The following is a 12863-nucleotide window of genomic DNA, read 5'->3' as shown; positions in this document are numbered from 1 at the left end:
ATCGGGCCATGGGTCCCTGCGCACTGCGACGAAGGGCTTAGGTCCGCGTCCCGAGGACGGCGCACAACGCGTCCAGAGCCGGACGGTACGCGGCGGCGAGCGGCGTGCTGTACCCGATGATGAAGCCCTGCGGGCGTCCCGCCGGGTCCTGCCAGTGGTCGCGAAGCGGCAGGAGAGCGAGGCCGGCGGACGCGGCACGCCTCATGACCTCGTCCTCGTCCGGGCCGCCGGGCGGGAGCAGGACCAGGACGTGCAGCCCGGCCGCGACGCCCCGCACCCGCACCCGGGGGACGCGGGCGCGCAACGTCTCGACGAGGAGGTCGCGGCGGCGCCGGTACCGGAGCCGCGAGGCGCGGATGTGCCGGTCGAACGCGTGCGTCCCGATGAGGTCGGCGAGGACGAGCTGCGCCAGCGACTGCGTATGGGCGTCGGCGAGCCGTTTGGCCTCGGTGACGGGCTCGACCAGGCGCGCGGGCAGCACCAGCCAGGCCAGGCGCAGCGCCGGGGCGAGGGTCTTGGACGTCGTGCCGCCGTAGGCGACGTGCTCCGGAGCCGTCCCCTGGAGGGCGCCGACGGGCTGCCGGTCGTAGCGGAACTCGCCGTCGTAGTCGTCCTCGATGACGACCGCGCCCGTCTCGCGCGCCCAGGCGGTGAACGCGCGGCGCCGCTCCGGGTGGAGGGTCGCGCCGGACGGGTACTGGTGCGCCGGGGTCAGCACGGCCGCGCCCGCCTCGCCGAGCGCCTCGGGGCGGGCGCCCATGTCGTCCACCGGCAGCGGGACGATGCCGGGCCCGGCGCGGCCGACGACGGCGCGGTGGAAGAAATGCCCCGGTTCCTCCATCGCGAAGGGGCCCGCGCCGGCGAGCACCGAGGCGAGCAGGCCGAGGGACTGCGCGTACCCCGACGTGATCACGATCCGCGCGGGGTCGGCCTGGACGCCCCGTGCCCGCCCGAGGTACCCGGCGAGCGCCTCCCGCAGTTCGGGACGCCCGCGCGGGTCGCCGAGCGCGTGCGCCTCGGGCGGCGCGGACGGCAGGACGCGGCGGGTCGAGCGCAGCCACGCCGCCGCCGGGAACATGTCCAGGTCGGGCCGTCCCGGCCGCAGGTCGTGCACCGGCTCGTCGGGGATGCCGGAATCGTCCGGCCCGGCCGCCGGGACCCGGGCGGCGGCGGTCGCCGCGACGCGCGTCCCCGAGCCGGGGACGGTGACGAGGTGCCCCTCGGCGATCAGCTGGTCGTAGGCGGCGGTCACGGTGCCGCGCGAGAAGCCGAGTTCCGCGGCGAGCGCCCGCGTCGACGGCAGGACGCCGCCCGGAGTGAGGCGCCCCGACGCGATCGCGGCGCGCAGCGCGTGCTCCAGCCCCGCCCGGCGGCCGCCGGCCCGGTCGACGTCCAGATGGAGATCGACGGAACCGGCCCAATGTTTCGGCATGGGACCGGATCTTAATCCTGGACCGGTCCGCCTCTAGATTCGCGGGCATGATTGTTTTCGCGCAGCTCAGCGACACCCATCTCGATCAGAGCGACACCAGGGCCGACCGCACCGCGCGCGTCATGGACCGCCTGAACGCCCTGCCGCTCGACGCCGTCCTCGTCACCGGGGACATCGCCGACCACGGCGAGCCCGCCGAATACGCGCAGGCCCGCAAGCTGCTGCTCGGGTCACCGCACCCGGTCCTGCTCTGCCCCGGCAACCACGACGTGCGCGGCCCCTACCGGGAGGGCCTGCTGGACGAGCCGCCGCTCCCCGGCCCGGTCAACCGCCTCCACAGGATCGCGGGCGCGACGTTCGCGATGTGCGACTCGACCGTCCCCGGCGAGGACCACGGCTTCCTGGACGACGACACGCTCGCCTGGCTCGACCGGCAGCTCGCCGGCAACCCCGGCGAACCGGCGTTCGTCTGCTTCCACCACCCGCCCGTGCCGCTGGGCATCCCGTACGTGGACGAGATCCGGCAGTTCGGCGCGGAGCGCCTGGCCGCGGTCATCGCGAGGCACCCGCAGGTCGTGGCCGTGCTGTGCGGGCACCACCACACGGCGGCGGCCACGACCTTCGCCGGACGGCCCCTCCTCGTCTCCCCCGGCGTCGCCTCCACGCTCAGGCTGCCCATCGAGGACGGCGGCGTCGCCGACCACGACGCACCGCCCGGCCTGGCGTTCCACGTCCTGGCCGGCGACGGGCGCCTGACCACGCACTACCGCACGGTCTAGCGGTGCGTCGTCCAGGTGCGGGTGACCTCCTCGGCGGCGTCGCGGACGAGGGCCCGGTAGCGGTCGACCGCGTCGGGGGTGAAGCGGTGGCCGGGTCCGCAGACGCTGATCGAGCCGTGCACCTCGCCGTCCGGGCCGAACAGCGGCGCGGCGACCGAGCCCGCGTCGGCCTGCCGCTCGCCGAACGACACCGCGACGCCCTCCCGGGCCGTCTCGGCGAGCCGGTCGCGCAGCGCCGCCCCGTCGACGACGGTCCGGTCGGTGAGCGCCGCCAGCGGCCTGGCCAGCAGCGCCTCGCGCCGCGCCTCGGGCAGGAACGCGAGGATCACGCGCCCGGACGAGCCCGCGTGCAGCGGGAACCGCCGCCCGACCTCGACCGTCATCTTCACCTCGCGCGGACTCTCGAACTGGTCGAGGTAGACGCGCTCGTCCCCGGCCAGCCCCGACAGCGTCGTCGTCTCCCCCGTCTCGTCCCGCAGCCGCCGCAGCACCGGCGCGGCGGCGCTGCGGACGTTGAACCGCCGCAGCGCGCTCACACCGAGCGCGACCGCCGCCGGGCCGAGCCGGTACCCGGACGGGCCCGCCTCCAGCATCTCCCGCGACACCAGCGACTGCAGGATGCGGTACACGACGGCCTTGGAGATGCCGAGCTCGCGGCTGATGGCGGTGACGCCGAGGTGATCGGGCCCGCCCGCGAACAGCAGCAGGACGTCGGCGACGCGCCCGGCGACCTCGGTGCCCCCCGAGGGCGGGGCGGCGGTCTGGTTGGTCACTGCACGATCCTAGGGTTCACCGGCCGCGGCGCAGGTAGCGCCCGACCGGGTCGCCGGCGACCGCGCCGTCCTTGTACACGTGGTTGCCGCGGACGAAGGTGTCGGTGACGCGGGCGGTCATCGCGAAACCCTCGAACGGCGTGTACTCCTGCGTGGACTCGGAGTCGGCGGCGCGGACCGTCCAGGAGGCGTCGGGGTCCACCAGGGCGATGTCGGCGTCGAAGCCCTCGGCGATGGCGCCCTTCGTGAGCAGCCCGTAGCGGCGGGCCGGGTTCCAGGACGTCAGCTGCGCGACGCGCTGGAGCGGCAGGCCCCGCTTGAGGCCCTCGCCGACGAGCCCGGGCAGCAGGTACTCCGCGCCGCCGAACCCCGACTTGGCGAGGAAGACGTCGTCGCGGTCGGCGCCGAACTTCATCTCGTCCCGGCAGCACGCGTGGTCGCTGACGACCCAGTCGACCTCGCCCGCGAGGACGTGCCGCCACAGCGCCTCGACGTCGGAGCGGTCGCGCAGCGGCGGGTTGACCTTGCCGCCGAGGCCGTGGGCGGTGTCGACGTCGGCGAGCAGGTGCCCGATGGTGACCTCGCGGCGGAAGTCGATGTGCGGGAACGCGCCCGCCATGGTGAGCGCCGCCGACAGCGCCTTCTCCGACGACAGGTGCAGCAGGTTGATGTTCGGCAGGCCCGTCTCGTGCGCCAGGTAGGACGCGATGGTGACGGCGAGCCCCTCCGAGTGCGGCGGGCGGGACGCGCTGTAGGCGCGCAGGCCCGAGAGCGACCGGTCCTGCTCGACGATCCTGGTGTAGGCGGTCATGATCTCGGCGGTCTCGCAGTGCAGCGACAGCGAGATGTGCGGCGCGTACTCGGCGAGCTGCTCGCGCGCCTTCTGGATGCCCCGCATGACGAACTCGAAGTGCGCGACGTCGTAGCGCTCGTCCGGCGGCGTCATGAGGAAGTCGCTCTGGCTGGACGAGCGCCCGTGCAGCCCGTGGCTCCCGTAGAACATGAAGATCTTGAAGGACGTGACGCCGTGCTCCTCGACGAGGTACGGGATCTCGTTGATGTGCTCGGCCATCATCGGCGCGAGGTGGAACGCGTAGTCGACGTAGGCGTTGCCGCGCGCGGCGCTCAGCACCTCGGGGAAGAACTCCCGGTACGGCCCGCCCTTGTTCAGGTAGTACTGGCCGGTGCGCATGTAGGTCAGCGACGTCGTGACGCCGCCCTGTGCGCTGGCGCGGCTCTCGGTGCGGGCGTCGGCGGCCAGTTCGTTGTAGATGCCCCAGTGCTGGTGGGCGTCGACCACGCCGGGGAAGGCGAGCCGCCCGCGCCCGTCGACCACGGTGGCGGCGTCGTCGTCCGGCAGGCCGGGGGCGACGCGGACGATCGTGCCGTCGTTGACGGCGATGTCGGCGGGTTCGGGCCCGGCGCCCTCGGGCGCGTCGGGACGGACCACCCGCACGTTCTTCAGCAGCAGTTCGGTAGTCGCCATGGAACATCTCCTCAGTTGTCGCGGGTGGACTCGGTGCGGGCGGACTCGGTACTGGCGGACTCGGTACGGGCGGACTTGGTGCGGGCGGCGGCGCCGGCCGCCAGGTAGGCGAGCCCGAAGGCGGGCAGCAGGCCGTTGCCGGGCAGGTAGCCGCCCGCGCCGTGGCCGGAGATCGAGGCCGCCGCGCCGCCCGCCGCGTACAGGCCCGGGATGGGGCGGCCGCCGGGGCCGACGACGGCCGCGTCCTCGTCGACGATCAGCCCGCCCTGCGTGTGGAACAGGGCGGGGACGACGCGGACGGCGGCGTACGGCGCGGTGAGCGGGCGCTCCCAGTTGGTGCGGCCGTGCTCGTCGGGACGTTCGCCGCGCGCGGCGGCGGCCGAGGCCGCCAGTTCCGCGGCGAGGGCCCCGGCGGGCAGGCCGGTCACCTTGGCGAGGCCCTCGGCGTCGTCCGCCCAGACCAGGACGCCCGACTCGACGGTGTCGCGGAAGTCCTTGAACTCCTGGCACTGCTCGAAGACCGTCCCGTCCAGGACGATCCAGCCGGTGGCGCCGGGGCGGGCGGCCAGTTCGGCGGCGTACTCGGAGTAGCCGCGGGTCTCGTTCCCGAACCGGCGCCCGCCGAGGTCCACCATGATCGCGCCGTGGATGATCGTGGCCCAGCCGACGAGGGTGCCCGCGCCGGCGGCGACGGCGCCGTGGCCCTGGTAGGCGTCCAGGTAGCCGGTGGCGGCGCCGAGCCCGGCGCCGATGCGCAGCGCGTCGCCGAGCGACTGGTCGCCGCCCTGGTAGAGCGCGTCCGCGATCTCCGGGAGGTGGCGTTCGACGAGGGCGCGGTCGGCGCCGAAGCCGTTGGTGGCGAGCAGCACCGCGCCGGCCGGGATCTCCTCCCGCGTCCCGTCCGGGTACTGGACGGCGGCGGCGCGCACCGCCCCGCCCGCGTCGGTCGCCACGTCCACGAGCCTGGCCGGGACGAGCAGGTCGATGCCGGGGTGCCCGCGGACGCGCCGGGCCAGGTGGTCGATCACGCCGGACCCGTGCCGCCCCGGGACGGAATGGCAGCGCGGCACGGAGTGCCCCGGGTAGTTGAAGTCGGTCACCAGCGACAGCGGCAGCCCGGCCGAGTCGGCGAGCCATTCCACGAGCGGGCCGCTGACCTCGGCGAGCGTCCGGGCGAGGCGGGCGTCGGCGCGGCCTCCGGTCTTGGCCATGATGTCGGCGACGAACCGGTCCGGGGAGTCGCGGACCCCTTCGGACGCCTGCCAGCGGGACCCGGCGCCGGGGAACATCGCGGTCGACATCGAGGTGTTGTTGCCGCGCCGGAAGTGCTCGCTCGCCTCGACGACGACCACGCTCAGGCCGAGTTCGGCGGCGCGCAGCGCCCCGGCGAGGCCGCCGCCGGCGCCGGCGACGACGAGGTCGGGTCCGCCCGTCATGCGCTCCCCCCGATCGTCATGAGCCGCAGCGCCAGGGCCGTGGGGTCGACGACGCGGGCCGCGGACCGGTCCTCCTCGACGTCGACGGCCGAGCAGCCGTTGATCACGGCGGTCGCGCCGGCGGCGGCGAGCGCGTCCGCGGCCTCGCCGAGCGCGGCGTTCCAGGCGCCCGCGTCGGCGACGGCGTCGAAGGGCAGCTCCAGGACCGCGATCCCGGCGACGCAGGCGTCCAGCCCGTAGGTCTTGAGGCGGCGGCCCAGCTCCGCGCCGATCGCCTCGTTCCGCACCACGGCACCGAACCGAACATTCTTCACAGAAAGGTGCATACTACTCAGCTTCAGCAGGCCGTACACCGGAACGCCCTGGTCGGACGCCGGGCCCTCGGGGACGGCCGGGTCCAGCACGCAGTCGGGGAACGCGGCGTCCCAGCCGTCCCCGGCGGCGGCGAGCGCGGCGGCGACCTCCCGCTCGGACGCGCGGATCGACGCCTCGTCGTCCAGCGACGCGGGCGCGGCGGGGCCGACGTCGCGCAGCTCGACGGACAGGCCCGGCGGGGCCAGCCGGTCGTAGCGGGCCTGCCGCCGCCGGACCTCCTCCGGCGGCAGATGGATCGGCGTCACGGCCAGGGCGCGCATCACTTCGGCTCCTTCGTATCGTCGTCGCCGGCGAGGCCGCGCAGGGGCCCGCCGACGCGGTCCAGGGCGGGCAGGTCGCGGGCGAGGGCCGCCGCCCGGTCGATCAGGCCCTCGCGTCCGGGCAGCCATCCCTTCAGCAGCGCGACGACGTCCCGCTCGCCGAAGGGGCGGTGGTCGGCGTCGCCGACCGGGTTGGGCACCTCGCGGGTCCGGGTCGTCCCGTCGTCCAGTTCGACGGTGACGCGGGCCGCGCGCTCGTCCGGCAGGCGCGCGGTCAGGTCGGCGGCCTCCGCCAGCCGGACCCGCCGGGCCAGCGCCCGCAGCGCCGGGTCGCCGAGACCGGTGCGCGGCCCGACCTCGCCGTCGAGCAGGGCCGCGGAGACGGCGAACGGCGTGGAGAACATGGCCGAGAGCCGGTTGTCCCACTCCGGCGCCGCGAGCCCGGCGCCGAGCGCGTGCGTCTCGACCAGGATCCCGGTGACCCGCGACGGGTCGAGCCCGTCGCGCAGGCCGAGCCCGTCGCGCAGGCCGAGGACGGCGTCGGCGGCCGGATGGGTGAACGAGCAGGACGCGTGCCGCTTGAAGTAGCCGCGCGTGACGTCCCAGCGCTCGCCGAGCCCGCCGGTCAGCTCGGACGGGTCGAACTCGCCGAGCAGGGTGCCCAGCGACAGCGCCGCCGTGCCGGTGTTGCGGGCGATCCCGGCCGCCGCCATCCGGGCCGCCACCAGCCCCGACATGTTGGACGCGCCCATCCAGGCGTCCCGCACCGGGTTCCCGCCGGTCGCCGAGGCGAAGTGGCCGGCGACCGGCAGCCCCGCCCCGGTGTCGATCGCGGCGGCCGCCGCGTCCGGGCCGAGGCCGAGCAGCCGCGCGCATCCGGCGGCGGCGCCCGCCACGCCCCAGCTCCCGTGCGGGTGCGCGCCCGGCCGCAGCCGGGTCGCCCGCCCGAACCGGGACGCGACCTCGTACGCGGCGAGCAGCGCGGCGGCGGTGTCGCGCCCCGGCGCGTCCAGCTCGGCCGCCAGCGCCAGTACCGCCGGGAAGCCGTGCGCCGCCGGGTGGCCCTTCGCGTACTTGTTGCCCTCGTCCAGTTCGAGGCAGACGAGCGCCACCGCGTTCAGCCACGCGGCGGCGTCCACCGCGACGCACCGCCCCGCGCCGATGAGCGGCGCGGGCCCGGCCGGGGCCCGCCACGACGACCGCACCGCGCGCGTCTCGTCCAGGCCGGCGCCGAGCGCGGTCACCCCCACGGCGTCCAGCAGGACGAGCGACAGCCGGTCGAGCACCGGCCCCGGCACGTCCGCGACGTCCAGGCCCGCGACCCACTCCCCCAGCCGGGCCGTCTCCGTGCACGTGTCCGTCACAGCCCCAGGTACGCCTTCCTGACCTCGGCCGACCCGGCCAGCTCGGTTCCGGTCCCGTGCAGGACGGTCGAGCCGCTCTCCAGCACGTAGGCGCGGTCGGCGATGCCGAGGGCCTGCTTGGCGTTCTGCTCGACCAGCAGCACCGCGACGCCGGTGTCGCGGATGCGCTTGACGGCGTCGAGCACCGCCCACGTCAGCTTGGGCGACAGGCCGGTGGACGGCTCGTCCAGCATGAGCAGCCTCGGCCGGGCCATCAGCGCCCGGCCGATCGCGAGCATCTGCTGCTGCCCGCCGCTGAACGTCTGCGCGACCTGCGCGCGGCGCTCGGCGAGGACGGGGAACAGCTCGAACACCTCGCGCATCGCCGCGTCCACCTCGCCGTGCGGGCGGGTCCACGCGCCCATCCGCAGGTTCTCCTCGACGGTGAGCGTGCCGAACAGCGCCCGGTCCTCGGGGACGTGCACGAGCCCGTCGCGGACGAGCTGGTCGGGGCGGCGCCCCGCCGTGGACGACCCCGCGAACGTGATCGTCCCGGACATCGGCCGCAGCTGCCCGCACACCGCCCGCAGCGTCGTGGTCTTGCCCGCGCCGTTCGCGCCGACGAGCGCGACGATCTCGCCCTCGCCGAGCCGCAGGTCGACGTCGTGCAGGATCCGCATGCGCCCGTAGCCCGCGCAGAGCTTGTCAATCCTCAGCATCGGCCGGCTCCTCTCCGAGATACGCCTCGATCACGCGGGGGTCGGAGGTGACCTCCTCCGCCGAGCCGGTGGCGAGCACCCGGCCCTGGTCCAGGACGAGGACCCGGTCCGACAGCCGCATCACGGCCGCCATGATGTGCTCGATGAACAGCAGCGTCGTCCCGTCCTCCTCGCGGAGCACGGCGAGCAGGTCCAGGACCGGTTCGCGCTCGGACGGGACGAGCCCCGCGAGGACCTCGTCCAGCAGCAGCACCTTCGGCCGCATCGCGAGCGCGCGGGCGAGTTCGAGGCGCTTCAGCCCGGCGGTGGGCAGCTCGGTCGCGTTGCGGTGCGCCCAGTCGGCCAGCCCGACGCGCTCCACGACGTCCAGCGACCGCTCCCGCAGCCGGCGCGGCGACGCGCGCCGGTGCTGGGCGGCGAGGCCGACGTTCTCCAGCACGCTCATGCTGCCGAACGGCCGCATGAGCTGGAACGTCCGGACCATCCCGGCCCGCGCGATGCGGTCGGGCGAGGACCCGGTGACGTCCCTGTCGCCGAACACGACCTGCCCGCTGTCGGGAGCGAGGGCGCCGCAGATGACGTTGAACAGGGTCGTCTTCCCGGCGCCGTTCGGGCCGATGATGCCGAGGATCTCGCCCTGCCCGACCTCGAAGCCGACGTCCGACAGGGCCCGCAGGCCGCGGAAGTCCTTGCCGACGCCGGAGACGTTCAGGATGCTCATCTGCGCCACCTCGCGGTGATCGTCCCGACGATGCCCTTCGGCAGCAGCCGGACGATCAGGATCAGCAGGATCGCGTAGAGCGCGACGTCCAGGCCGCTGCGTCCCTGCAGGAAGTTCAGGAAGTCGGGCGGGGTCCGCAGCAGCGTGGCGGTGACGTCCGACAGCGCCCCGAGGATGACCGCGCCGACGACCGGGCCCCAGATCGTGCCGATCCCGCCGATGACGACGGTCGCGATCGCCTGGATCGACACCGACGCGCCGAACGCCAGGTCCGGGTTCACGAACAGGTAGTACTGCGTGTAGAAGGCGCCGGCGACCGACGTGATCGCGGCCGACAGCGCGACCGTGAGCAGCTTGTAGCGCATGACGGGCGTGCCGAGGGACGCCGCCGCCAGCTCGTCGTCGCGGATCGCGGTGACGTAGCGTCCCGTCCGCGAGTGCAGGAACACGATGCTGACCAGGGCGGCGAGGCCGGCGAGGCCGAGCGCGATCCAGAAGTAGGCGGGCGAGTCCGCCGCGAACTGGATCTTCCAGAGCGACGACCCCCGGATCAGCGGGACGGTGAACCCGACCGCCTTGTTCGTGAAGTCGGTCGTCGTGATGATCAGCCGGAGCATCTCGGCGAACGCGAACGTCGCCAGCGCGAAGTAGGCGCCCTGCAGCCTGTACCGGAACGCGAAGTAGCCGATGACCACGGCGACCGCGGCGGCGACCGCCATCCCGGCGAGCATCCCGATCCACGGCGACACGTCGTGCTCGACCAGCAGGTAGGCGCTGGTGTAGGCGCCGAGGCCGAAGAACGCGGCGTGCCCGAAGCTGAACATCCCGCCGAACCCGCTCATCACGTTCCAGCCGATGGCCATCAGCGCGAAGATCAGGATGCGGACGGCGACGGCGCCCTGCGCGGGCGGCAGCACCAGCGGCAGCGGGATCGCGACGACCAGCAGCACCGCGAGGACGGCGAGCTGCCGGTTCTGCGGGCGCAGCGGCGGCGCCTTCGCGGGGCGGGCCGTGCCCGCGCCCTGCCGCCCGGGGAGCGTGATGCCCGTCATGAACGCCTCCCGAAGAGCCCCTGCGGCCGGAGGAACAGCACGACCACGAAGACGGCGAACACGCCGAGCAGCGAGCTCTGCCCGTCCATGTAGATCGTGGTGAGCTGCTCGACCAGCCCGATGAGCAGGCCGCCGACGAGCGCGCCGGCGACGTTGCCCATGCCGCCGAGCACCACGACGACGAACGCGGTGATGTTGAACTGCTCGCCGAGCGTGGGCGTGACCGTGACCAGCGGCGCGGCGAGCACCGCCGCCGCCCCGGCGCAGGCCGTCCCGATCGCGAACGTGAGCGTGTGGACGCGCCGGACGTTCACGCCGACCAGTTCGGCGCCCTGCCCGTTGGCGGCGACCGCGCGGATCGCCGTCCCGAACCGGGTGCGGCGCAGCAGCCAGAACAGCACCGCGCCGATGAGGAGCGCGCCGAGGAACGCGTACAGCCGGGCGCCCGACACGACCGCACCGAACAGCGAGAACTGGAAGTCGCCGGGCAGCGCCACGGTCTTCGGCTCGGCGCCGAAGAACATCAGCAGGCCGTTCTCCAGCAGCAGCGACAGGCCGAGCGTGATGAGCAGCTGGTTCTCCAGGGACGCGCCGCCCGTCCCGCTCAGCAGGCCCCGGTGGACGACCGCGCCGATAAGGAACAGCGCGGGCACCGCGGCGAGCAGCGTCAGGTAGGGGTGCATGCCGGTGCCCTGCACGACGCCGAACGCGATGAACATCGCGACGGCGAGCAGCGCGCCGTGCGCGAAGTTGACGATGTCGAGGACGCCGAAGATCAGCGTGAGGCCCATCGCGATGAGCCCGTAGAGGCCGCCCATCAGCAGGCCGGTGACCACCGACTGCCAGACGACCAGGCCGCTGCCGGATTTGATCAGGGCGACCGCGATCGCGACGGCCACCAGGCCGCCGGTCACGGCGGCGCGCTTGAGGACGGCGCCCGTCCCGTCGCCGCCGAGCAGCGCGCGGCGCCGGACGGCGGGGGCGGGAGGGGACTGCGCCTTGCTTCCGATGTTGCTCATGACCGCCACGTCACCGAGTAGTTGGGCTTGGATTCGGCCTTCTCCGGCGGATAGACCTGCTTGACCTGGCCGCCCTGCACCTGCATGAGGACGGGCAGGGCCTTCTCGTTGTCTCCGTTGGGGGCGAAGGAGATCGGGCCGGTGCCGACCGTGAGGGGCTCGACCTTCGAGGAGGCGATCGCGTCGCGCACCTTCTCCGCGTCGGTGGCGCCCGCGCGCTCCACCGCCTGCGCGATCACCTGGACCGCGTCGTAGGCGAGGACCGCGCCCGTGCGCATGGGGGCGCCGTAGCGCCGCTGGTACTCGGCCCGCAGCCGCTCCGTCTGCGGGTTCTTGGCGTCGAAGTGGTAGTTGGTGCTGAAGATCCGCTCGGCGGTCGCGCCGGCGTCGGCGACGAACTTGGGCTGGTCGTAGGCGCCGTTGGAGACGCCCCAGACGGCGTTCAGGTCCGGTTTCACCGCGGCGATGGCCTTGGCGGCGAGCAGGCTGTCGCGGTAGTAGCCGGCGACGGCGAGGACGTCCGCGCCGGACGCCTTGACCTGCGTGATCTGCGCGGTGAGGTCGGACACGGTCAGCGCGTCGTAGCTGATGTCCGGGCCGACCTCGATGCCGAGCCTCTTCGCCGCGGCGGTGAACGCGTCCGCGGCGCCGCTGCCGAAGTCGGTCTGCTCGTGCAGGAACGCGACCTTCTTGACGGGCCTGCCCGCCTGCTCCGACACCTCCTTGAGGTAGCGGGCCGCGGCGGCGGAGATGGCCGCGCTGCCGGGCTGCACCCGGAACGCGTACTCGTATCCGTGCGCGAAGATCGCGTCCGAGGCGGTGACGTCCATGACGAACGGCACCCGGTTGCGCTCGGCGACGACCGCCACGTTGGCGCTGACGGCGCTCTGGTAGGTGCCGACGAGCCCGACCGCGCCCTCGGAGATGAGCCGCTGCGCCTCGCTCTGGCCGACCTCCGCCTTGCCCTGGGTGTCGCCGGTCTCGAGTTCGACCTTGCGTCCGCCCAGGGACTTGATGCCGCCCGCCGCGTTGACCGCCGCCACGGCGAGCTCCGCGCCGCGGCGCATCTGCTGGCCGTCGACCGCGTTGGCGCCGCTGACCGGATGCAGCGCGCCGATCTTGACCGGGCCGCGGTCGCGTCCCGCGGCCACCCCGGCCGCGCCGGACGGCGCCGAGCCGCCGCAGCCGGCCGCGGCCAGCAGGACCGCGCACGCGCCGAGCCCGGCGGCGAGCTTTCGAGCCGACATTCACCTCTCCTGCCCTGTCCGCCCGGTGATCGTTCCGCTAGGAGGAACACCAGGTCATTGATGCGTCATGGTGGCACCCGTCACGCGGTCGGGTCAATATCTGGGTGAAACTTGACGGAAGTCGGCGAACAGTGCCAACGTGAAAAGGACCGGGGAGTGCGCGAACCGGCCGAGCTGTTCATCATCGTTTCTCTTAGCGGAACGATCGTCCGTGAAGGCGG

The 12863-nt window shown here is 74.2% G+C and carries 12 protein-coding genes; 1 reads left to right on the top strand and 11 read right to left on the bottom strand.

The annotated features are described in order from the left end of the window. Positions 1-37: 37 nt before the first annotated feature. A complete protein-coding gene (locus tag ACA511_RS27840; RefSeq protein WP_375027581.1) occupies positions 38-1432 on the bottom strand; it encodes a PLP-dependent aminotransferase family protein in 1395 nt (464 codons plus the stop codon). A gap of 47 nt (positions 1433-1479) precedes the next feature. On the opposite strand from ACA511_RS27840, the gene ACA511_RS27835 reads away from it, so the two are divergent. Then, the gene (locus ACA511_RS27835) at positions 1480-2211 is read left to right on the top strand and encodes a phosphodiesterase (RefSeq protein ID WP_375027580.1); all 732 of its coding nucleotides are present in this window, start codon (positions 1480-1482) and stop codon (positions 2209-2211) included. Here ACA511_RS27835 and ACA511_RS27830 read toward each other — a convergent pair. The 10 genes from ACA511_RS27830 to ACA511_RS27785 are packed head-to-tail and all read right to left on the bottom strand — an operon-like array spanning position 2208 to position 12642. Continuing rightward, a complete protein-coding gene (locus tag ACA511_RS27830) occupies positions 2208-2984 on the bottom strand; it encodes an IclR family transcriptional regulator (protein WP_375027579.1) in 777 nt (258 codons plus the stop codon). The two genes, ACA511_RS27835 and ACA511_RS27830, sit on opposite strands and share 4 nt — an antisense overlap. A gap of 16 nt (positions 2985-3000) precedes the next feature. Beyond that, positions 3001-4470 (bottom strand): dihydroorotase family protein, encoded by a 1470-nt coding sequence (locus ACA511_RS27825; protein ID WP_375027578.1) that lies wholly within the window; start codon positions 4468-4470, stop codon positions 3001-3003. Positions 4471-4481: 11 nt separating this feature from the next. Then, a complete protein-coding gene (locus ACA511_RS27820; protein ID WP_375027577.1) occupies positions 4482-5906 on the bottom strand; it encodes an FAD-binding protein in 1425 nt (474 codons plus the stop codon). Then, positions 5903-6541 carry a hypothetical protein gene (locus ACA511_RS27815; protein WP_375027576.1) on the bottom strand — a complete coding sequence of 213 codons (639 nt, stop codon included), beginning with the start codon at positions 6539-6541 and terminating at the stop codon, positions 5903-5905. The genes ACA511_RS27820 and ACA511_RS27815 overlap by 4 nt, the downstream gene beginning before the upstream one ends. Further along, entirely contained in the window at positions 6541-7905 is a 1365-nt protein-coding gene (locus ACA511_RS27810; protein ID WP_375027575.1) for an MmgE/PrpD family protein, read from the bottom strand. Before ACA511_RS27810 ends, ACA511_RS27815 begins: the two co-directional genes overlap by 1 nt. Then, positions 7902-8603 carry an ABC transporter ATP-binding protein gene (locus ACA511_RS27805; RefSeq protein ID WP_375027574.1) on the bottom strand — a complete coding sequence of 234 codons (702 nt, stop codon included), beginning with the start codon at positions 8601-8603 and terminating at the stop codon, positions 7902-7904. The genes ACA511_RS27810 and ACA511_RS27805 overlap by 4 nt, the downstream gene beginning before the upstream one ends. Continuing rightward, positions 8590-9324: an ABC transporter ATP-binding protein gene (locus tag ACA511_RS27800; protein ID WP_375027573.1), complete on the bottom strand. Its 735-nt coding sequence runs from the start codon at positions 9322-9324 to the stop codon at positions 8590-8592. Before ACA511_RS27800 ends, ACA511_RS27805 begins: the two co-directional genes overlap by 14 nt. Then, positions 9321-10376 (bottom strand): branched-chain amino acid ABC transporter permease, encoded by a 1056-nt coding sequence (locus tag ACA511_RS27795; RefSeq protein WP_375027572.1) that lies wholly within the window; start codon positions 10374-10376, stop codon positions 9321-9323. The genes ACA511_RS27800 and ACA511_RS27795 overlap by 4 nt, the downstream gene beginning before the upstream one ends. Next, positions 10373-11395 carry a branched-chain amino acid ABC transporter permease gene (locus ACA511_RS27790; protein WP_375027571.1) on the bottom strand — a complete coding sequence of 341 codons (1023 nt, stop codon included), beginning with the start codon at positions 11393-11395 and terminating at the stop codon, positions 10373-10375. Before ACA511_RS27790 ends, ACA511_RS27795 begins: the two co-directional genes overlap by 4 nt. Then, positions 11392-12642, bottom strand: a complete 1251-nt coding sequence (locus ACA511_RS27785; protein ID WP_375027570.1) for an ABC transporter substrate-binding protein — start codon at positions 12640-12642, stop codon at positions 11392-11394. The genes ACA511_RS27790 and ACA511_RS27785 overlap by 4 nt, the downstream gene beginning before the upstream one ends. Between the last annotated feature and the right edge of the window lie 221 nt (positions 12643-12863).

It is taken from the genome of Actinomadura sp. GTD37, assembly GCF_041951365.1.
GTDB lineage: Bacteria > Actinomycetota > Actinomycetes > Streptosporangiales > Streptosporangiaceae > Spirillospora.
The sequence above is the reverse complement of the archived record's forward strand: the minus strand, read 5'-3'. Positions and strand labels throughout refer to the sequence as shown.

Coding starts and splice junctions, on each gene's coding strand:
- ACA511_RS27840 (WP_375027581.1), bottom strand. CDS start 1,432: ATGCCGAAACATTGGGCCGGTTCCGTCGATCTCCATCTGGACGTCGAC.
- ACA511_RS27835 (WP_375027580.1), top strand. CDS start 1,480: ATGATTGTTTTCGCGCAGCTCAGCGACACCCATCTCGATCAGAGCGAC.
- ACA511_RS27825 (WP_375027578.1), bottom strand. CDS start 4,470: ATGGCGACTACCGAACTGCTGCTGAAGAACGTGCGGGTGGTCCGTCCC.
- ACA511_RS27820 (WP_375027577.1), bottom strand. CDS start 5,906: ATGACGGGCGGACCCGACCTCGTCGTCGCCGGCGCCGGCGGCGGCCTC.
- ACA511_RS27815 (WP_375027576.1), bottom strand. CDS start 6,541: ATGCGCGCCCTGGCCGTGACGCCGATCCATCTGCCGCCGGAGGAGGTC.
- ACA511_RS27805 (WP_375027574.1), bottom strand. CDS start 8,603: ATGCTGAGGATTGACAAGCTCTGCGCGGGCTACGGGCGCATGCGGATC.
- ACA511_RS27800 (WP_375027573.1), bottom strand. CDS start 9,324: ATGAGCATCCTGAACGTCTCCGGCGTCGGCAAGGACTTCCGCGGCCTG.
- ACA511_RS27795 (WP_375027572.1), bottom strand. CDS start 10,376: ATGACGGGCATCACGCTCCCCGGGCGGCAGGGCGCGGGCACGGCCCGC.
- ACA511_RS27790 (WP_375027571.1), bottom strand. CDS start 11,395: ATGAGCAACATCGGAAGCAAGGCGCAGTCCCCTCCCGCCCCCGCCGTC.
- ACA511_RS27785 (WP_375027570.1), bottom strand. CDS start 12,642: ATGTCGGCTCGAAAGCTCGCCGCCGGGCTCGGCGCGTGCGCGGTCCTG.